1 protein-coding gene is annotated in these 254 nt (G+C 55.1%); it reads right to left on the reverse strand.

The annotated features are described in order from the left end of the window. Nucleotides 1-8: 8 nt before the first annotated feature. Nucleotides 9-254 (reverse strand): TraA family conjugative transfer protein (traA, locus tag BHE89_RS02400; protein ID WP_286145829.1); only part of this gene is annotated, 246 nt, incomplete at its 5' end.

Genomic DNA, 254 nt, shown 5'->3' on the forward strand with positions numbered 1-254 from the left:
GGTGTCTTTTACACCCCCAGGCCATTGCTGAGTTGCACAACAGCCGGGATGACCTTCTCTGCATGTTCCAGAGTAGCAGACATGATGGATTCCACTACGGTCGGGGAGTTGTACAGGCCCATACCGCCACCGATACCCATAGCGAAAGCCATGAGGCTCTGGCGAGCGATACCACCAACAACACCGACCAGGATCATCGCACCCGCAACGATTCGACCCAAAGTACCTTGGGTCCAATCCTTGAGAGTTACCCA

Origin of the sequence: Shigella sp. FC1967, assembly GCF_001743005.1 — a bacterium.
Lineage (GTDB): Bacteria > Pseudomonadota > Gammaproteobacteria > Enterobacterales > Enterobacteriaceae > Proteus.